Source organism: Streptomyces sp. MAI_2237 (assembly GCF_054189285.1).
In genome coordinates this window covers 748,563-766,814 of sequence record NZ_JAJPGQ010000002.1, presented here as the reverse complement: position 1 = coordinate 766,814, position 18,252 = coordinate 748,563, and the positions used below count along the sequence as shown (strand labels likewise).

The following is an 18,252-nucleotide window of genomic DNA, read 5'->3' as shown; positions in this document are numbered from 1 at the left end:
GCCCGCGCTTGCGGGGTGCCGCCGCGCCCACCCGTGCCGCCCCAGCGGCACGACTGCCCGCGGTGAGGGCGCACACGTTCATCGGGTGTCTCCTGCTCGCAGTTCGCTCACCGAGCCCCGTCTGCCCGTCCACCAGGCCTGGAGGCTTGCGACGCCCACCGTGACCGCTACGACCGCGAGCGCCGGGAGCAGCAGTGAGGTCGTGTCCGTTCGCAGGGCCGCCGGGGCGCTGGGGGCGTCGTGGGCGGCCAGGGCGATGGTCGTCAGGTCGACGGCGGGAGAGAGGAGGCGGATGGTCGCCCAGCCCGTCAGGGCGCCGCCCGCCGCCGCCAGGGCCGCCTGCGGCAGGGACTCCAGGACCAGCAGGCGCCGTCCCTGCCCGCGGGTGAGGCCCATCGTGCGCAGTCTCGCCAGCAGGGCCGCGCGTTCGGGGGAGGCGCGGAGCAGGGACAGCAGCAGGGCGAGGACGGCGTAACCGGCGCCCGCGGCCACGGCGGCCGTGTAGACGTCCTCCGCGCCGGACTGGAGGGGCGAGTCGACGTACCGGGCTCGTTCGGTCGAGCGGAGCCGGACGCTCGCCGTGTCGCCCGAGGCGCGGCGCAGGGCGGGGCCGTCGAGGTGGGCGCCGGTCAGGAGCAGGGCGTTCGGGCGGGCGGCCGTGCGGCTCAGTGCGGCGCGGTCGACGACCAGGAAGTCGTCGCCGGTGACAGCGGGCGTGCGGGAGCGGACGGCGCTGACGCGGACGGTGATGGTGCTGCCGTCCTCCAGGCGGACGGGGAAGGGGCGGGAGCCGTAGCGCTTGGCGACCGCCGGGGAGGCGAGGGCGGGGACCGCGGAGGAGGACTTGCGGGCCGTCAGCTCGCCCTCGGTGAACGGGCCGAGGCCCGTCCGCTCCGCCAGCCGCGTGTAGTCCCGCGGGTCCACGCCCGCCAGCGGCACCGACTGCGTGCCGTCGCCCGGCTGGGCCTGGTAGGCGATGCTCACCGCGGTCAGCCCGCGCACGCCCGGCATCCCGCGGACCCGCTCGGGCAGCCCCGCCGGCAGCGGCGCCGACGTCTCGACGCGGGCGTCGGCCCCGACCGCGAGGAGGGCCGCCTGGTCGCGGGCCTCGCGCACGCCCGCCAGGACGGAGCCGCCGAAGGCGGCGGTGGTGAGGGCGGTGAGGAGCGCGAGCAGCGGCAGCACGGCCGACGCGGAGGTGCGGGCCGCCCGGGCCAGGGACAGGTGGGCGACCGTGCCGCGCAGCCGGGCGGCCGGGCGGGCCAGGGCGCGCAGCGGCAGCGGGTGCAGCCGGACCAGCAGCAGGGCCGCCACGATTCCGGTCAGCACCGGTGCGAGGGAGGTCAGTTGGTTGTCCTGCGCGCCCTGCCGGCGCAGCGTCTCCACCGCGCCCAGGGCGACGGCGGCCAGCGTCAGCTCCGCGACCGTACGGCGCCGGGACGGCCGTACCGACGCCACGTCCGCGCGGCCGCCGTGCACGCGGACGACCCGGTGCGCGACCGCGGCCCGCACCGCGGGTGTCGCGCAGGCGGCCGCCGTGACCGTCGCCGCCGCCGCGATCGCGTACGAGGCGCGGGCGTCCGGGAGGGCGAGGACCGCGACGCCGCAGCCCAGGGCCCCGGCGGGCAGCGCCACCACCGCCGTCTCGGCGACGAGCCGTCCCATGAGGCCGCGCAGGGAGGCGCCGCGGGCGCGCAGCAGGGCGAGTTCGGTGCGGCGGCGGTCGGCGGCGAGGCCGCCCGCCATCAGCAGGACGACGGCCGCGACCGTGCCGGCGCCGAAGGCGGCCACGGCGACGAGCGGGCGGACGCCGGAGCGCAGCGCCGTGTACGTGCCGAGCACGTCGTCGAGGTCGGTGCTCACCGTGGTGGTCGGGCCGGTCAGCGCGCCGATCCGGCGCAGCCCGGGCCCGCCCTCCAGGGACGCGATCACGGACCGCAGGCGGTCGGTGTCGTACGCGTGCAGGGAGCCGGCGGTCGGCGCGTACTGCCAGTAGCTCCACGGGACGGCGGAGGTGCCCAGCAGGGCGGGGGCGGCGTCGGGGGAGAGCAGCAGGGCGCCGAGCCAGTAGTAGTCCTTGTTGGGGTCGTTGCTCGGCACCACGGCCAGGGCCGGGGTGCGCAGCAGCGGCTGGGTGCTCCAGTAGGCGCCCTGCGGATCGCGCGGGGTGACGATGCCGGTGACCCGCACGGCGAGGGAGGCACGGCCCACGCCGGGCACGTGGATGCGCGAACCGATGCGGATGCGCAGGCTCTTGGCGGTCGCGGCGGTGACGGCGGCCTCGACCTCCGGCGTCCTCGCGGTCACCGGCCCGTCGGTGCGCGGCAGCCGGCCGTTGACCTCGCTGACGTGCGCGGCCAGGCCCTGCTGGGCGGCGAGGGAGATCCGCGCGGGCAGCCCGCTGGGCCGCGGCAGCCAGCCGTCCGAGGCCTCCATGGGGGTGGCGGTGCGTACGCCGTACGTCGACTGGCCGGGGTCGGGGACCAGGGGCGCCGGCACGACCGCCCGGATCTTCTCGTAGCGGGCGGCGAGCGGGCCGGGCCGCAGCGCGGCCTCCCGCTGTTCCTGCGACAGCAGCGGCGAGGGCGGCTGCGCCCACACCGCGACCGTGGTGCTCTTGGGCTGCGCCCGGTCGACGGCCCGCCGCAGACCGGCGTCCTCGTACCGGTCGACCGCCCGTGGCAGCGCCGCCGCCAGACACGCCGTCAGCACGACGAGCAGCGCCAGCGCCACGGCCGCGCCGGGCGCGGAACGCAGCCGGGTACGGACCCAGGGGGCCTGGACCGGACGCATCTCACTCACCCCCCTGCTCCCGCAACGACACCACCGGATCGCCCCGCCGCACCGCCAGCGCCGCCGTCACCGCCAGCGGGGCCGCCGCCACCGCCGCCAGGAGCAACGCCACCTGCGCAAGCGGCAGTTCGACCAGGACCGCCGGTACCGGGCGGGTGGCCCGCTCGGTCAGGACGATCAGCGGGATCACCGCCCGGGTCAGTACGGTCCCCAGCGCCGTGCCGACCACCAGCGCCAGGGTTACCAGCACGCCCTGCTCGACGGCGATCATGCGGGCCAGCCGGCGGCGTGGGGCGCCCAGGGCGCGCAGGACCGCGAGTTCGGCGCCCCGCTCCCGCAGGGACCCCGCCGCGCTCACCGCGAAGCCGACCGCGGCCAGCGCCGCCGCCACCCCGGCCGCCGCCGCGAACGCCGCCTCCGGTCCCGCGCCGAACGGATCGTCCCGCAGCTGTGCCGCCGTCTCCTGCCGGACGACGACCTGAGCCGGATCGAGGTCGGGCAGCGCGCGCAGCGCCGCGGCGACCCGGGCCGCGTCGCCGGGTCCGGTGTCGAGCCACCATTCCGTCGGGGTGACCCCGGTGCCGTACCGCGTCTGAAGCACCCGGTTCAGCGCCCGCAGGTCCAGCAGCAGCGCGCCTCCGTCGGTCTCGCCCGCCGTCGGCAGCTCCCGCACCGCACGCGTGATCCGCACCGGCACGCTCTCGCCGGCGACGGTCACGTCCACCCGCTGCCCGGCGCGCGCGCCGACGGAGGCGAGGAAGCGGTCCGTGGCCACCGCCGGGATCTCGCGCGGCGTGGGCTGTGCCACCTGCATCCGCAGGGTCAGCGCCGCGGCGTCCCAGTGGATGGCGTCCGGCAGGTAGCCGGTGCCGTACTCGACGGTCGGGGTGCCGGACGTACGCACCCGCGGCTTGGCGGGGTCGGTGCTTCCGTCCGGCGCGGTCGCGTCGCTGTCGCTGGAGGAGGCCGCCCGCCAGGTGCCGGGCAGGTCGACGCGCCGCACGCGTCCGTCGGTGCCGGTCGCCGTCAGCCCGCCGAGCGTCAGCCGCTGCCGCTCCGCCTTGCCGACCGGTACGGGCAGCACCAGCTGCACGCCGGTGAGCCGCACCGGCCCGTCGGGCACCGGGACGGTGAGGGCGTGCGGGCGGCCGTCGCAGGGCAGGTCACCGGCCGGGATCTGGTACGGGGTGCCGTAGGCGTCCTCCAGGGTCACCGTGACGTCCGCAGTGGCGTCCGTGCGCGGCGCGCTGCTCAGGGTCGCCGTCAGCCGCAGCCCGGCGGTGTGCGCCGGCACCTTCGCACCGGCCGACGGCGTCCTCGTGCCCAGCGACGCGAGCAGCGGCCCCGCCGGTTCGGAGGCCAGGTCCCGGCGCAGCAGCAGCGTGTCCGCCGCGTGCGCGGTGTCCATGGCCAGCAGCGTCGCCGTACGGTCGCCGGACAGCGGCAGTTCGGTGCGGACGGCGGGGGCGGTGCGCCGTACGCCCGGGACGGCCGCGTAGGTCTCGGTGCGCCCGGGGCCGCCGTCCCCCGCGCCCAGGACGCGTATCGGCGCGCCCGCCGCGAAGTCGGCCCGGTCGTCCTGCGAGCGGCTCCAGGAGGCGCCCTGTCCGATGGCCAGCATGCCGAGGGCGACGGCGAGGACCAGCAGCAGCACCGGTCCGGCCCCGCGCATGGGGCGCCGGCTGAGCTGCCAGCCGGCCAGGGCGGCGGTCAGCCCGCGCCCGCCGGCCGCCCGGCGCTCGGCGAGCCGCGCCACCAGGGGCAGCAGTCGCAGGGTCAGCACGGTGCCGGCGAGCAGGGCCAGCGCGGGTGCCGCGACGAGCAGGGGGTCGATGCCGAGCGTGCCCGACCGGTCGCCGCTGACGGCACCGGAGGTCTGGCGGCCCAGCTGCCAGTACGCCACCGCGGCCACCGCCAGCAGCCCCAGGTCCGCGCCCGCCCGTACCGAGCCGGGCAGCGCCCGCGCCCGCCCGGGCCGCCGGCTCTCGTCGGTCAGCGCCGGCAGGGTCACCGCCAGCGCACAGCCCAGCGCCACGCCGGCCGCCACCAGCCACACCCCCGGCCGGCCGGCGGCCGGCACGTCCGGGTGCAGGCCGATCCGGGCCAGCGCGCCCTGTCCGGCCATCAGCCGGGTGAGCGGCCCCGACAGCAGCGGCGCGCACACCACCGCGGGCACGGCGAGGAACAGCGCCTCCAGCGCGGCGAACGCGGCGATCCGGGCCCGGGAGGCGCCGCGGGCGCGCAGCACCCGGGTCTCGCCGCCTCGTTCGGCGCTCAGCAGCCGGGCCACCAGCAGCAGCGCGCAGCCGGCGAGGAGACCCAGTTGCAGGGCGACGATCAGCAGGGTGGAACGGGAGACGAGCAGGGAGCGTTCGACGCGGTCGAGGACGTCGGGCAGGCCGGTGGTCACGGCCGTGGAGCCGCCGAGCGCGGGCTGCCTGCGCAGCGCCGCGCCGCCCGCGCGGGCAGCGGCGCGCAGCCCGCCGATGCGGTCGGTGGTCAGCGGGGAGAAGTCGGCCGCCACCAGCCAGGAGGACTGCCCGGCGCTGACCTTGCCGCCGCTCAGGACGGAGGGGGTGGCGAGCAGCGGCCCGTACGTCGTGAAGTCGACGGTCGTGACGCCGCGGCCGCCGAGGTCGTCCAGCCGCCAGTAGGGCGCGTCGGCCGCCACCGGCCGGTACAGGCCGGTCAGCGTGACCTTCACCTTCGGGCCGCCGAGCCGGTCGGTGAGGGTGAGCCGGGCGCCGGGCTTCAGCCCCAGGCGGCGGGCCGCGGTCTGCGGGAAGGCCGCCTCGACGCCGGCGGCCTGCCGGGGCATCCGGCCCTCGACGATCCGCACCTGTGTGGCGTCCAGCGCTGCTACGTAGGTGAGGTCGGGGTCGCCGGACCGCTCGGCGGGCGGCTGCAGCGAGCGGGGCAGCGCGTACGGGCCGGACCGCACCAGCGTTCGCACGGTCACCGGCAGTCCGTCGAAGGTGCGGCGCGCGGCCTGTCGTACGGCGGTGTCGGCGGCGGCCCGCCGGTCCGCGGGCACCTCGGACTTGACGATCAGGGCGCTGTCGGCGGCCGTGCGCGGGTCGCGCAGGGAGTGGCGCAGGGCCGCGTCGCCGATCGCGCCCGCGTAGGCGGTGAGGGTGGCGAGGACCGCCGTGGTCAGCAGGACGGTGAGCAGGGCGGCGGCCAGCAGCGGGCGGTGCGCGCGGGCACGCAGCACGACGAACCGCGCGAGCGCACCGAACCCCGTCACCCCGACCCCCCGTGGCCGTCCGGACGACGTCCGGACCTTCCGGCGATGCTGTCAGAGGGGCGGGGTCCCGGGTAAGCGCTTGTAGATCGAACTTGACCGGATCGTGACCGGTTTCAGTCCGGAGTGTTGATCATCGAGGCGGCCGCGTAGGTCAGATACCGCCACAGCTCCTGCTCGTGCTCCTCGGACAGGCCGAGGTCGTCGACGGCGGTCCGCATGTGCCGCAGCCAGGCGTCGTGCGCCTCGCGGTTCACCACGAACGGCGCGTGCCGCATGCGCAGCCGCGGGTGGCCGCGATGGTCGCTGTACGTCGTCGGGCCGCCCCAGTACTGGATCAGGAACAGCGTCAGGCGCTCCTCGGCCGGCCCGAGGTCCTCCTCGGGATACATGGGCCGCAGGACGGGGTCGTCCGCCACACCCTCGTAGAAGCGGTGGACGAGGCGGCGGAAGGTCTCCTCCCCGCCGACCTGCTCGTAGAAGGTCTGCGTCTCAAGCGTGCCGCGCCGGATCTCTTTCACGTGCTCCATGCTCTCAGACGCCGGGAACCAGGACTTGAGGCTTAGGTCCCCACGTATCCGGGTGCACAGTGGACGTATGGGCACGCACACCCTCGACGAGGAACTGGCCGACCTCGCCGCCATCGCGCGGGCGGCGCTGGTGCGGGAGATCGAGCGCAGCGGGGCCTGGGAGAGCGACCCGGTGTGGCGGGAGGCGTTCGAGGCGGTTCCGCGCCATCTGTTCGTGCCCTACTACTACGTCGGCGTCCGGGGCGGGTACGAGCGGCGCTGGGGCGAGAGCCCGGACCGGGCCGCGCGGGAGAAGTGGATGCGCGGCGCCTACGCCGACGCCCCGCTGGCCACCCGGCTGCGCGACGGCGACCTCGTCTCCTCCAGCAGCCAGCCCTCGCTCATGGCGAGGATGCTGGCCGAACTGCGCGTGCGGGACGGCGACCGGGTCCTGGAGGTCGGCACCGGCACCGGCTACAACGCGGCCCTGCTCGCGCACCGGCTCGGCGAAGACGACCTGGTCACCACGGTCGACCTCTACCCGGAGATCACGGAGACGGCCCGGCGGCACCTGGCCGCGGCCGGCCACCGGCCCGTCGTCGTCACCGGCGACGGCGCCCGTGGCGTCCCCGAACGCGCGCCCTTCGACCGGATCATGGCGACCTGCACGCTGTCCTCGGTGCCGCTCGCCTGGCTCGCCCAGTGCGCCCCGGGCGCCCGCGTGCTGACCCCGCTCGGCACCGGGCTGATCGCCCTGACGGTCGAGGATGCCGGCCACGCCGAGGGCCGCTTCCTGCACACCCCGGCCTACTTCGTGCCGCTGCGCGGCGAGAGCCGCCCCGAGCCGGAGCCGGCGCACCTCGGCAACGTCCCGGCCGCCGCCCGCGGCGACGACCTCTTCCGCTTCCTGTCCGCCCTCACGCGCGGCATCCTCGACCCGCAGGAGGCGTACGTCCTGTGGGAGCGCGAGGGCAGGCCGCGGCGCGAGCGGTACGGCGTCACGGTCGGCGGCGGCGGCGAGTGGGCCTGGCTGGACGACCCGGAGGGGCCGTACGTCTGGCCCCTGCCGGCCCGCTGACCGCTCAGCCCCTGCGGACGGTGATCGTCGTCCAGGCGCCCACGTGCACCCGGTCGCCGTCCTGCAGCGGTACCGGCACGAAGGGCTGGATCGGCTCCTCGGAGCCGTTGACCGTCGTGCCGTTCGTGGAGTTCTGGTCGACGACCGCCCAGCTGCCGTCCGGCTGCTGCACCAGCACCGCGTGCTGGTGCGAGACGCCCGGGTCCTCCGGCGGCACCGACAGGTCGATGTCCGGGGTGTCGCCGGTGGAGTGGCGGCGGCGGCCGATGGTGATCTGGTTGCCGGAGAGCGTGCGCTGCTGCTCGGGCGAGTACGCGGGCAGGTTCAGACCCGCGGCCTCCGGACCCGAGCGCTGCATCATCGCCATGAAGTACTCGCGGTCCGGCCCGATCGTCGCGGTCCAGGTCGCCGGGCCGGCCTGCGGCGGTGCCTGCTGGAAGCCCTGACCGGGCGGCGGGGCCTGGGTGGAGCCGGGCTGCGGGTAGCCGTAGCCGCCGCCGGGACCGCCCGGGGCGCCGGGACCGGACGAGGGCGGGGAGATCACCCAGTCGTCCTCGTTGCCGCCGAAGGACGGACCGCCCTGCGGCGGGCGCTGCGTCTCGCGCGGGAACGCGGGCGGGGCCGGCGGGCCGGACGGGCCGGGCTGCTGGAACGCCTGCGGGATGCCGCCACCGGCACCGCCCGGACCGCCCGCGGTCGGCGCCGGGCCGGGCGGGACGGGGCGGGAGGTGTCGGGGCCGAAGTTCGAGGGACCACCGGGGCGCGGGTCGTTGCCGTAGCCGGGGGGACCACCGGGGCGCGGGTCGTTGCCGTAGCCGGGGGGACCACCGGGGCGCGGGTCGTTGCCGTAGCCGGGGGGACCACCGGGACGGGGGTCGTTGCCGAAGCCGGAGGGGCCGCCCGGGCGCGGGTCGTTGCCGAAGCCCTGCGGGGGCCGGGACGGGGGTCGTTGCCGAAGGGGGTGGGGCCGGAGGGCTCGCCGCCGAAGGGCGGGATCGGCTCGGCGGGACGGTTCACCTGCGACGGGCGCGAGCCCTGGTACTCGTACGCGTCACCGCCGCCGTACGACGGGCCGGGCGGCTGCTGGTAGCGCGCGTTCGGGCCGGGGGCCGGCGGGCGCGGGGCGGCCGGGGTGTACGAGGTCGCCGTGTTGGTGAGGAAGTTCCACCGGCACTCCTCGCAGAACGGCGCACCGCCCTCGCGGGGCGTGCGGCACTGCGGGCACAGCTCGGGCTCCGGGTCCGGCACGGCGGACAGGTGCGGGGGGCGGCCGCCGGGCTGGGCGCCCTGCGGCGGCGGGAAGCCGTAGCCACCGCCCGCGGGGGCGGCGGGGGCGGGGGCGGAGGTACGGCACCGGCCATGCGGTGACCGCAGACCTCGCACCAGTCGTCGGAACCCGACTGGTGTCCGTTCGGGCAGGTCGGCATGTCGGCGCGTCCCTCCTTCGTTCGTTTCAGGTCACTTCGCGTGGAGTCTTGACGGTCACTTCTTTACACGAACAGTCTTTGTCGACCGTGTCTCGAGAGTCATCTCGTCGGCCTCCGTGACCTTCGCCTTCAGTCGCACAGTACCTGTCGCCGCGTCGACGACGTCCACCACCTTCGCAAGCAGTTTCGCAGTATCCGCGTTCCCCGAGACGCTCGCGAGCTGAACGGCCCTGCCCAGTTTGGCCGTTGCTCCATCGAAATCCCCCGCTTTGCGCAGATCGAGCCCTTGCTGGATGGCCCGGGCCAGTTCGGCCTGGCCCGTGTAGTGGGCGACCTGCGGGTTGATCGACGTCGACGCCGTCATGTCGTCGGTCCACACGGCCCGGACCAGGCCCTGGGCGCCCAGGTTCTCCGCGGTGCCGTCGGGCCGCGGGACGACCAGGGAGACGCGGGCGGCGAGCATCTCCCGGCCGACGGCGGCCGGGGGCACCTCCACGCAGACGTGGTAGTCCCGGGACTCGTCCCCCAGGAGCCGGTGGGGTAGTCCCCGGCGCGCGGGCCGGCCTCGCCGCGGCGGTCGGTGAGCTCCTCCACGGTGGGGGCGACCTGCTTGACGAACTTGATGGTCGTGCCCACCGGCGTCCACAGCCTGAGGGCGACGTCGCCGACCTCCTTGCCCATCGCCGTCTCCATCATCCGCGTGAAGTCGGCGGCGAGGCCGGCCGGGTCGGCGACGATGTCGGCGGTGCCGAGCAACGCCGAGGCGATGCCTGTGACCTCTTTCACTTCCCAGTCGGTGCCCACGCCGCGTGCGTCACAGGTGAACCGACCGGCGCAGGAGTCCAGGGCGGCCCTGAGGTCCTCGGGCGACTCGTGCTCGTTGCGGCCGTCGGTGAGCAGGATGCCGTGCCGGATGGTGACGTCGGCGGAGGACAGCAGGCGGTCGGCCAGCCGCAGCCAGGTGCCGATCGCCGTGCCGCCACCCGCGCTGAGCTTGCGCAGCGCCTGCTTGGCCTGCTCCCGGGTGGTGGCGTCGGCCACCGCGACGCGCCCGCCGCCGGGGTAGACCTCCTTGGCGACGTGCGTGCCGCCGATCACCGCGAAGTGCACCCCGTCGCGCAGGGTGTCGATCGCGGCCGCCGTCGCGTCGCGGGCGTTGCGCATCTTGGTCGGCGGGTAGTCCATCGAGCCGGAGCAGTCGACCATGAGTGCCACGGCCGCGGACGGGCCCTGGCCGGGCGAGTACAGCTGAGGCGCCGTGACCGCGCCGCCGACGGTGCCGCCGCCGGTGGCGGTCACCGTGACGATCGCGTTGACCTCGCGGCCGCCCTCAGGCAGGTACTCGTTCTGGTACACGTCCATCGAGAACTGCGGCACGTTCGACTTCGAGAAATTGGCCATGCCTGATCGAATCCCCCTCGCGCACCTCACAGCCGTGAGGCGATGACTGGAAGCGGACCGGTCCCCTCCGGTCCGCGGGGCCTCCCCGTATGCGGCCTCAGGCCGATCCTGCCCCCTGGGACACGGCCGGGAACGGCACGACGGCCACTGTTACGTTGTCGTGGCCCCCGCCGTCCAGGGCGTGACCCACCAGCACCCGCGCGCTGTGCAGGGGGTGCCGGTCGGCGTCCGCGGGGACGGCCTCGGCCATCTCCTGCGCCGCCTCCGCGTAGTTCCACAGTCCGTCGGTGCACACCACCACCACACCCGGCCGGTCCGGCTTGAAGGAGGCGGTGTGCGGGTCCAGTTCGTAGGCGTCCGCGCCGAGCCAGCCGGTGATCGCGTGGGCGCGCTCGTCGGCGTAGGCCTCGGCCTCGTTCATCAGGCCCGCGGAGACCATCTGCGCGGCCCAGGAGTCGTCCTCGGTGAGCCGGGCCGGGGGCGAGGAGCGGTCCACCGGCACCCAGTACGCGCGGCTGTCGCCGACCCAGCCGACGACCAGCAGGCCGGAGGTGACGACGGCGCCGACGATCGTGCAGGCGGGCGCGTTCTGGTGCGGGGCGTGCTCGCGGGCCGTGGCGGGCTCGTCGGCCAGGGCGTTGACCGCGTGCGACGCGGCGACGATCGCGTCGTGCAGGGCCTGCTGGGGGTGCGTGCCCCGGGGCAGGGCGGCGAGCACCGACTCGCTCGCGGCCCGGGCGGCGGCGAGGGAGGCGTCGTCGGGGCGGGTCGCGGAGGAGACGCCGTCGCACACGATCGCCACCGAGGCCGGGGTGCCGTCGGGCAGGGCGGTGTGGCCGATGCCGAAGGCGTCCTCGTTGCGGTGGTGGCGCAGCCCGCGGTCGCTGACCGCGGCCAGCGGGCCGCACTCCTGCTCCATGTGGTCGCGCTCGCGGGGCTGGGCGTGCCCGCAGTTCTCGCAGTAGCCGTCGCCGTCCACGCGGCCCGCCCGGCAGGCCACGCACAGCTTGGGCTCCCCGCCGGGCGCGGAGAGGTCGGCGACGCGCGGGTCGGGCGCCTGCAACGGGTACTCCTCGGGCTCCGGCGGCCGGTCGAAGCGCACACCGGAGGCCGGGGAGACCGGCGAACCGGTCGGCGGCGCCTGCGGCGGCAGCGGGACACCGCCCGCGTCCGGGGCGGGCGGTCCGGCCGCACCGGCCGGTTCCGGCGCGACGGGCCGGTCCGTACCCTCGTGGGCCGCCACCGGGCTGTTCAGCGCGACCGTCGGGTGGTCGTCCGGCCGTGGCGGCAGTGCGGACAGGTCGTATCCGCACGCACCGCAGAAACGGTCACCCGACTCGAGCGGCCATTCGCAGCTCGGGCAGGCGGACAACTGGGGCATCTGCGACATCAACTACACCCACGTCCGGGGGCGGTAACGGTTGGCTCGTTCCACCAGGTCGATCCTCTCCTCGCCGCCCCGCGCCAGCCGGGCCAGCGTGCGGTACGAACGCTCCAGGCCGAAGCGGAGTCCCCGCTCGTCCAGCTCGCTGCCGAGCAGCGTCCGCCGCCCTTCGGGCGCGGAACCCCGGCCCCCGGAGAGTATCCAGTCCAGGGCGCACCCGAGGACCTCGGCCGACAACTGCTCCCGGCGCGCCGGGTCCAGACCGTACGCGTCCAGCGCCTCGACCTGCCCGGCGGCGGCCGTCAGGTCCTCCAGGAACGGTACGTCCCCGGGCACCGCCGTGCGCCCGCGCAGCCGCGCCCGTATGGCGGCCACGCGCGCGGCCGTGTAGTGGATCGACGACTCCGGCACCGACTCCAGCGTGGCCACGGCACTCGGCCGGTCCCCGGCGGCGAGCTGGACGCGGGCCAGCCCGAAGGCGGCGCTCACATAGCTCGGGTCGGTCGACCACACCAGCCGGTAGTACTCGGCGGCGTTGTCCAGCTGGCCCAGCATCTCCGCGCACAGGCCGAGCGCCAGCTTCGGTGCCATCTCGCCGGGGAAGGCGTCGTAGATCGCGTCGAAGGCGAGCGCCGCGCCCTCCTGGTCGCCGGTGACGAGCGCGGCGACACCGCGGTACCAGACCACCCGCCAGTCGTCGGGCTCCTCGTCCTCGAGGGTGGCCAGTGAGGTGACCGCGGCCTCGGAGTCGCCGTTCTCCAGCCAGGCCCTGATCTGCCGCAGCCGGGTCTCGACGGACTGGGCGGGCGCCGCCGCGAGCGCCCCGAGCAGTTCGGCCGGCGCGGTCGTCATCAGGCCCGCCAGGAAACCGGCGTTGGGATCGGCGGGGTCGACCCGCGGGATCGGCAGCGCGAGGGCGGCGGCGGGGGAGTCGACCGGCTTGACGATCCCCGGAGAAGGGTCGCCGGACCCGGGCGGCCGGGCCGGCGACTTCCGCGGCAGTACCGCCCGCGCCCCGAGCCGGGACACCTCGCCGTGCAGCTTCGGGAACAACTCCGGGTCCGTCACCCGCAGTTCGGGTCCGAACAGGGTCGACAGCGCCGGCCGCGCCCGTCCCGTCTGCAGCGACACGACCTCCCGCAGTACTCCGGTCAGCTGCTCGCCCATCTCCTGCGCGGAGGCGAAGCGGCGGGCCGGGTCGGGGTCGGTGGCGCGGACCAGCAGGCGGTAGAAGGACTCGTACTCGCGGAAGACCTCGATGTTGTCCGGGTCCGGCAGGGAGTCCACGAAGACGTTCGTGTAGCCCTGGAAGTCGAAGGTCAGCACCGCCAGGGTGCGGGCGACCGTGTACAGGTCGCTCGCCACCGACGGGCCGACCTCCGCGACCTCCGGCGCCTGGTAGCCCACCGTGCCGTAGATGGCCGACTCCTCGTCGTCCATCCTGCGCACCGCGCCCATGTCGATGAGCTTGAGCTGGTCCTCGGTCTGGATGGCGTTGTCGACCTTGAAGTCGCAGTACAGCAGGTTGCGGCTGTGCAGATGGCCGAGCGCCTCCAGCGCCTCGATGCCGTAGGCGCACGCCTGCTCCACCGGCAGCGGGTCCCGCTTGCCGTCCGGGGCGCGGCGGTCGTTGGCGATCTCCTTCAGCGACTTGCCGCCGACGTACTCCATGACGATGTAGCCGTCCATGGAGCCGGTGCGCTGGTCGAGGTGCTCCACGAAGTTGTAGATCCGCACGATGTTGGCGTGCTCGATCTCGGCGAGGAAGCGCCGCTCGGAGATCGCCGCCGCCATCGCGTCCTGGTCACCGGTGTCCAGCAGGCCCTTGAGGACCACCCACCGGTCGGACACCGCCTTGTCCACCGCCAGGTAGACCCAGCCGAGCCCGCCGTGCGCCAGACAGCCCGCGACCTCGTACTGGCCGTGCACCACGTCGCCGGCCTTCAGCTTCGGCACGAACGAGTATGGGTGGCCGCACTTGGTGCAGAACCCCTCCGTACGGCCCGGCCGCTCCCCCCGCGAACGGCCCACCGGGGCACCGCAGTCCGAGCGCGAGCAGAACCGCTTGCGCTCGGGCACCTCGGGGTTCTCCAGGACCATCGCGCGCGGGTCGGGCCGCGGCACGTCCGGCACCTGCACCAGACCCGCGCCGAGCCGGCCGCGGCCACTGGTGCCGGAGCTGGAACCGGAGCTGCGCACCGACACCGAACGGCCCGAGGTACGGCCCGACAGGGAGCGCGAGAGCCGCCCCGACACCGAGCGCCGGGACTTCGACGACTGCGACGACGTACGCGAGCTGCCCCGGCCGGTCGGGCGGGAACCGCCGCTGCCCGAGCCGTCGTTGTCGCCGGCCGAGCCCGTGGCGCCGCGCGCGGAGGACGGGCCTCCCGGCGCGACGACCGGCGCGAGACCGCAGGTGTCGCAGTACAGCTCGCCGCCGCCGACGTCCTCGTACGATCCCTCGCAGTCCGGCCGCTGGCAGGTCTGCTGTGCCTGGCTCATGACTCCCCCCCACGGTCTTCGGGACCGCCCTGCTCCGGCACCCGCGGGGCGCCGAGCAGTTCGGCGGCCGCCCGCTGGTAGCGCAGTACGGCCTGTTCGGCGACGCGTAGGTCGCAGGGCGCGCTCCACAGCATGCGGCGGGCCGCGGCGTACCGCTCGATCAGGAACGGGTCCTCGGCGAGCCCGTGCCGGGCGACCTTCGCCTTGTAGGCGTCGAGACGGCCGCGCAGCTCCGCGCGGACCGCCAGCGGCGCGGTGACCGCGGTCAACGACTCGCGGGCGCGCAGCAGTTCGTCCTCCGCCTTCTGCTCCAGCGACTCGAGCAGCGGGGACAGGCGGTGCCACTGGGCGTGCCTGCGGTACTCGGCGGCCGTCGCCAGTTGCTCCTGCAGCGCGGTCGGCGGGCCGCTGACCACCGGCACCTCCGTTGCGGCGATCTTCGCGAGGACCTCGCCGCGCGCCGTGCGCGCCTCGGCGAGCGTGCGGTCGGCGCGGCTGAGCACGTCCCGCAGCCGGATCAGCCGCTGCTCGGCGTCCTGCCGGACGGTGAGCACGGCGTCGATCTCCCGGCGCACGTCCTCCAGGGCGCGCGCCTGACGGTCGTACACCGTCAGGTCCGGACGGCCACCCCCGGGCGCCGAACTGCCCTGCGCCGGGACCCAGTAGGCGAGCGGGTCGGACACCACCTGCTCGCGCAGGGACGTCAGCGTGCGCGTGATGCGCTCCAGGTCGTCGCCGGCCGGATGCTCGCCGGGGCGCACGCCGACGGAGTGGGCGAGCTTGCGGGTGCGCTGCAGTTCCGCGGCGAGTAAATCGATCCGGGCGGGCAGCGCCGACCACACCGCGTCGGCGGCGACGACCATGTCCAGGCTCGTCGCGTACAGGTCGTTCATCCGGTCCACCAGTGCCGACAGCGAGAACTGCTCGCTCAGCCGCCCCGAACCGCCCTGCAGGGTCGGCGCGTTGGCCACGGCGGTCGTGGAACCGGCCAGCGTGACGGACTCGCCGCGCAGCAGTTCCGTCAGCTCCACCAGGTCCTCGCGGCTGGACCAGCGGCGGCGGGCACGGATCTCCCGGGCGGAGCGCAACGCGTCCGAGTAGGCGTCGAAGTACGCCCACAGCAGCGTGATCGACGCCTCCGCGGACGCCCAGCGCTCCTTGGTGACACCGGTCAGCTCGGCACCTTCGAGGAGTCTGCGGCCCGCGTGGTCCTGCAGGGCCAGGAGCGAGGTCTCGATCGCCTCGTGCTCCGCGCCGAGCCGCGCCAGCGCACGGTCCACCTCGTCCCGGTCCATCACCGGCCCGGCGGGGTCCGTGACGCCCATCGATCACCTCTCGCTGCTGTCGTCATCCGTCAGTCGTCCGTCAGTCGATGATCGGTCACCGGTAGGTGGCTTCGGGAGGGGTCGCCGACGGCGACCTCTTGTTGTCCTGGTCCATCGTGGGGTGCAGCCACGTCTTGTACGAGTCGGCCCAGCCGCCGTCCTTGATGTAGTTCGCCAGGGTCCGGTTGACCTGACGTACCAGATCCTCCGAGCCCTTCTTCATCGCCACGCCGTAGTACTCGTCGGTGAACAGGCCGCCCTTGAGCTCCACCGTCGGGTCCTGCGCGGCCTGGCTGGCGGCGAGCGCGCCGTCGGTGACGACCGCGTCGACCTCGCCGAGCTGCAACTTCACCAGGCAGTCGAGCTGGTTGGGCACGACCGTGCCGATGTCGGTGGACGCGGGGATCTTGTGGCCCTTGTCCGCCCTGAGGTTCTCCAGCGCCGTGGAGGAGTCCGCCGAGCACACCTTCTTGCCGGCGAGGGTCGCGTTGTATCCGGTGATCGTCGAGTTCTTGGGCGCGAGGACCTGCTGGCCCGTCTTGAAGTAGGGCGCGGAGAAGTCCACTTTGCCCAGGCGGTCGCAGGTGATCGTCATGGTGCGCACCACCATGTCGACCTCGCCGTCGTCGATGGCGTCTATCCGGCGGCTGGTGGGAATCGCCTTGAACGCGACCTTGTCCGCGTCGCCGAGCAGGTCGCGGGCGATCCGGTGGGCGAGGTCGATGTCGAAGCCCTCCAGCGCTCCGTTGGCGTTGTTGGGGTTGAGGTAGCCCCAGCGGTAGCTGTTGGTGTCCACGCCGACGATCAGACGCCCCCGGGACTTGATGGCGTCGACGTTCTCCTGGGTGGCGCTGGTGCCGGACGGCGACAGGCTCTGGTCCTGGGGGTACGTGCCGTCGGTGCACTTCTTGTCCGCCTTGGTCTGCACGCCGTGGGCGAGCCCCTGGCTCGCGCCGGCCACTGCGGCGCCGCCCGTCTGGGTCCGGGGCAGCAGCAGGACGAAGGCCAGCGCCAGGGCGCACACGACAGCCATGGCACTCACTCCGCCCCAGCCGCGCAGGCCGGCCCGCAGACGCCGGGTCAGACTCCGTGCGTTCACCGTCACGCCCCCTCTCACCGGTACTCCGACAGCCTGCGGCCTATGCCCAGGACCGCGCCGGCCGCCGCCAGGACCGCCAGCACGGCGGCGCCGTACGGCAGCCCGTCCAGCGCGTCCCGGCCGCCGCGCGCGGCCTGCCGGAACTCGCGGTTCTCGTGGCCGAGCGCCGTCTGCAGGGCCGCGTCGACGTTGTCGAAGCACACGCTCGTGGGGTCCTTGCCGACGCCGATGACCTTGTCGCGGGCCTGCCGGTAGTCGCCCTGGTCGTTCTGCTTCTGGGCGACGGCGTGCCGGTCCTTCCACGCCCGCATGAAGCTGTCGGCGTCCTTCACCGGCTTCCTGCCCGCCGCGTCGTCGGCGAGGGAGCCGGCCTTGGTGAGGGAGCCGGCCAGCTTCGCGATCTGGGTGTCGTACCCGACGGCGTAGGTGTCCTTGGGCTTGTCGTCGACCACGGTGGTGTCGGCGCCGCGGCGGATCAGGCTGAGGTTCTCGTCGCTGCGGGCCGTCAGGGACGCGATGCGGGCGTCGTGCAGGACGTTCAGCGAGCGGACGCCGTGGTCGTAGGAGTCGTTCAGGCCGGCGCGGGCGACGGTGTGGCCGACGACCAGCCAGAGCAGCACCACCACGGAGGCGGCCGAGGCCGTGACCAGGCCGTGGTTGAGGACCCGGTTGGTGCGCAGGTAGTTGCGCCGCTGGGACCAGGCCAGCGCGGCCAGGGCGGCGACACCGAGGCAGACCGCGGCCCACGGGAAGGCCTTGGCGTCCGCGTAGTCGGAGTTCAGCCGCTGGTTCTCCCGCTGGTACAGCGCCTCGGCCTTCGGCAGCATCTGCAGCTGCATCGTCTCGTTCGCGGCGCGCAGATAGGCGCCGCCCACCGGGTAGCCCTGCCGGTTGTTGGCGCGGGCCGTCTCCACCAGGCCCTGGTACGCCGGCAGCAGCTTGTTGAGGTCGGCGATGGTCCGCGCCGACTGCGACCCGGCCTTGGAGCTGGCGGCGGCCGTGACCAGCTTGGCCGCCGCGGTGTCGATGTCGCGCTGGTAGCGCTGCCGTACGGAGGGCTTCTCCTGCGGGCCGGCGAGATAGCCGCTGGCCGCGGCCGTGTTGGCGTCGGCGAGGGAGGCGTAGATCTCGGCCGCGTCGGAGCTGAGCGGCTGGCTGCTGTTGAGGACGTCGTCCGCGGCGCTCGCCCGGTCCGTCATCTGCCAGGCGGCGACCGCGCCGAAGGCGACGACGAGGAGGGCGAGCAGGGCGCCGATGATGCGCAGCCGCCCCGGCTCTGTCGTGGCGGCCGCGCGCAGCCGGTCGGCGCCCTCGGCGAAGGCCGTGCGGCGCGCGGGGGCGGGCTCCGGCGCGGGGGCCGGCCCCGGCGGCGCGGCGGACGCGGGCTGCGGTGGTACGGCGGGCAGGGTGGGCACGCCGGAACCCGGTGGCGCCGTACTGCTCTTCGGCGGTGTTGTCACTGTTGACCTCCCCCATGGCCATCCGTCGCC

Annotated in this window: 9 protein-coding genes and 2 pseudogenes; 1 reads left to right on the top strand and 10 read right to left on the bottom strand. The window is 75.1% G+C overall.

The features are described from left to right. Positions 1 to 78: 78 nt before the first annotated feature. From LN251_RS08285 to LN251_RS08275, 3 genes are all read right to left on the bottom strand, one after another. On the bottom strand, positions 79 to 2,793 hold the full coding sequence (locus tag LN251_RS08285; protein WP_458244152.1) for an ABC transporter permease: 2,715 nt from the start codon (positions 2,791 to 2,793) through the stop codon (positions 79 to 81). A 1-nt stretch (position 2,794) separates the two neighbouring features. Beyond that, the gene (locus tag LN251_RS08280) at positions 2,795 to 6,040 is read right to left on the bottom strand and encodes an FtsX-like permease family protein (RefSeq protein WP_458243822.1); all 3,246 of its coding nucleotides are present in this window, start codon (positions 6,038 to 6,040) and stop codon (positions 2,795 to 2,797) included. A 113-nt stretch (positions 6,041 to 6,153) separates the two neighbouring features. Continuing rightward, positions 6,154 to 6,567: a globin gene (locus tag LN251_RS08275; RefSeq protein ID WP_058925234.1), complete on the bottom strand. Its 414-nt coding sequence runs from the start codon at positions 6,565 to 6,567 to the stop codon at positions 6,154 to 6,156. Between the two features lie 67 nt (positions 6,568 to 6,634). On the opposite strand from LN251_RS08275, the gene LN251_RS08270 reads away from it, so the two are divergent. Next, positions 6,635 to 7,624 carry a methyltransferase domain-containing protein gene (locus tag LN251_RS08270; protein ID WP_458243821.1) on the top strand — a complete coding sequence of 330 codons (990 nt, stop codon included), beginning with the start codon at positions 6,635 to 6,637 and terminating at the stop codon, positions 7,622 to 7,624. A gap of 4 nt (positions 7,625 to 7,628) precedes the next feature. On the opposite strand, the pseudogene LN251_RS08265 reads toward LN251_RS08270, so the two are convergent. The 7 genes and pseudogenes from LN251_RS08265 to LN251_RS08235 all read right to left on the bottom strand — a co-directional run bounded on the left by LN251_RS08265 (position 7,629) and on the right by LN251_RS08235 (position 18,222). After that, positions 7,629 to 9,051, bottom strand: a pseudogene (locus tag LN251_RS08265) (FHA domain-containing protein). A 55-nt stretch (positions 9,052 to 9,106) separates the two neighbouring features. Continuing rightward, positions 9,107 to 10,452: pseudogene (locus LN251_RS08260) on the bottom strand (vWA domain-containing protein). 97 nt (positions 10,453 to 10,549) lie between these two features. Beyond that, on the bottom strand, positions 10,550 to 11,842 hold the full coding sequence (locus tag LN251_RS08255) for a PP2C family serine/threonine-protein phosphatase (protein ID WP_458243820.1): 1,293 nt from the start codon (positions 11,840 to 11,842) through the stop codon (positions 10,550 to 10,552). Between the two features lie 3 nt (positions 11,843 to 11,845). Continuing rightward, positions 11,846 to 14,338: a tetratricopeptide repeat protein gene (locus LN251_RS08250; protein ID WP_458243819.1), complete on the bottom strand. Its 2,493-nt coding sequence runs from the start codon at positions 14,336 to 14,338 to the stop codon at positions 11,846 to 11,848. After that, on the bottom strand, positions 14,335 to 15,663 hold the full coding sequence (locus tag LN251_RS08245) for a hypothetical protein (RefSeq protein WP_458243818.1): 1,329 nt from the start codon (positions 15,661 to 15,663) through the stop codon (positions 14,335 to 14,337). The genes LN251_RS08250 and LN251_RS08245 overlap by 4 nt, the downstream gene beginning before the upstream one ends. Before the next feature lie 55 nt (positions 15,664 to 15,718). Further along, positions 15,719 to 16,696: a glutamate ABC transporter substrate-binding protein gene (locus tag LN251_RS08240; RefSeq protein WP_458244151.1), complete on the bottom strand. Its 978-nt coding sequence runs from the start codon at positions 16,694 to 16,696 to the stop codon at positions 15,719 to 15,721. A gap of 80 nt (positions 16,697 to 16,776) precedes the next feature. Then, complete coding sequence (locus tag LN251_RS08235; protein ID WP_458243817.1) at positions 16,777 to 18,222, bottom strand: hypothetical protein; 1,446 nt, start codon at positions 18,220 to 18,222, stop codon at positions 16,777 to 16,779. Between the last annotated feature and the right edge of the window lie 30 nt (positions 18,223 to 18,252).

What these genes read in the sequence shown, in the direction of transcription:
- LN251_RS08245 (WP_458243818.1), bottom strand. Translation starts at nt 15,663, where the DNA reads ATGGGCGTCACGGACCCCGCCGGGCCGGTGATGGACCGGGACGAGGTG.
- LN251_RS08250 (WP_458243819.1), bottom strand. Translation starts at nt 14,338, where the DNA reads ATGAGCCAGGCACAGCAGACCTGCCAGCGGCCGGACTGCGAGGGATCG.
- LN251_RS08275 (WP_058925234.1), bottom strand. Translation starts at nt 6,567, where the DNA reads ATGGAGCACGTGAAAGAGATCCGGCGCGGCACGCTTGAGACGCAGACC.
- LN251_RS08240 (WP_458244151.1), bottom strand. Translation starts at nt 16,696, where the DNA reads ATGGCTGTCGTGTGCGCCCTGGCGCTGGCCTTCGTCCTGCTGCTGCCC.
- LN251_RS08270 (WP_458243821.1), top strand. Translation starts at nt 6,635, where the DNA reads ATGGGCACGCACACCCTCGACGAGGAACTGGCCGACCTCGCCGCCATC.
- LN251_RS08285 (WP_458244152.1), bottom strand. Translation starts at nt 2,793, where the DNA reads ATGCGTCCGGTCCAGGCCCCCTGGGTCCGTACCCGGCTGCGTTCCGCG.
- LN251_RS08255 (WP_458243820.1), bottom strand. Translation starts at nt 11,842, where the DNA reads ATGTCGCAGATGCCCCAGTTGTCCGCCTGCCCGAGCTGCGAATGGCCG.